The organism is Alkalibacterium sp. MB6 (assembly GCF_009935905.1).
Taxonomy (GTDB): Bacteria; Bacillota; Bacilli; order Lactobacillales; family Carnobacteriaceae_A; genus Alkalibacterium.
This window is the reverse complement of record NZ_PREX01000072.1, coordinates 1-633: the sequence shown is the minus strand read 5'-3', so window position 1 is coordinate 633 and position 633 is coordinate 1. Positions and strand designations below refer to the sequence as shown.

Genomic DNA, 633 nt, shown 5'->3' with positions numbered 1-633 from the left:
ATATTGAGTGCCCGACAGGTAGCTGTTTTAGTCCATCCATTTTTGTTCAGCTCTTTTGCTCGTCGCGCTTTTTCAGCAGCGCTCAACTGTCGGTTGTTATCCGCAGCCGATAAAGATAAAGCGGGCGTTTTAGGTTGCTTGATCCCCTTTAAAGGGACGTTTACCGGTAGATGATTCATCCAATAGGTTTTGATATAATCGGTCAGATTTTTGATTAAATGAAACCGGTCATTCACTTGAATAGCCTGTGGATGTGCCGTTTCGATCGCCTTTTTATAGGTGTTAGATCCATCACGAGAGACGATCAACAGGTTCGGAAAATAAGCAAGCCATTTACTGACTGCCTCGGTCTCTCTTGAATCAATCAAATCAATCACTTGATGGGTAAGAGAGTCAACCAGAATCGTACCGTAGCGTAACTTTTTCTTCATGGCGAAATCATCAATGCCACAGACAAGGATCGGATTATGATCAGGGCTTAAGACGCTCCTTATGGAGCAGATTGCAGATCGTACTTTTTCCGATATTAGCCGTACCTTTACGGATCAGTTTAACAGCAGTGATCGAACTGCAGTGAATAGCGATGGATAATACTTCCTCTTCCAAACGCTTCGTTCGGGTGGCTTTCTCAGC

At 43.9% G+C, this 633-nt stretch carries 1 protein-coding gene; it reads right to left on the bottom strand.

The features are described 5' to 3' along the window. The coding region (locus C3945_RS11715) for a transposase (RefSeq protein ID WP_161879829.1) at positions 1–431 on the bottom strand (431 nt) is incomplete at its 3' end. Positions 432–633 lie beyond the last annotated feature (202 nt).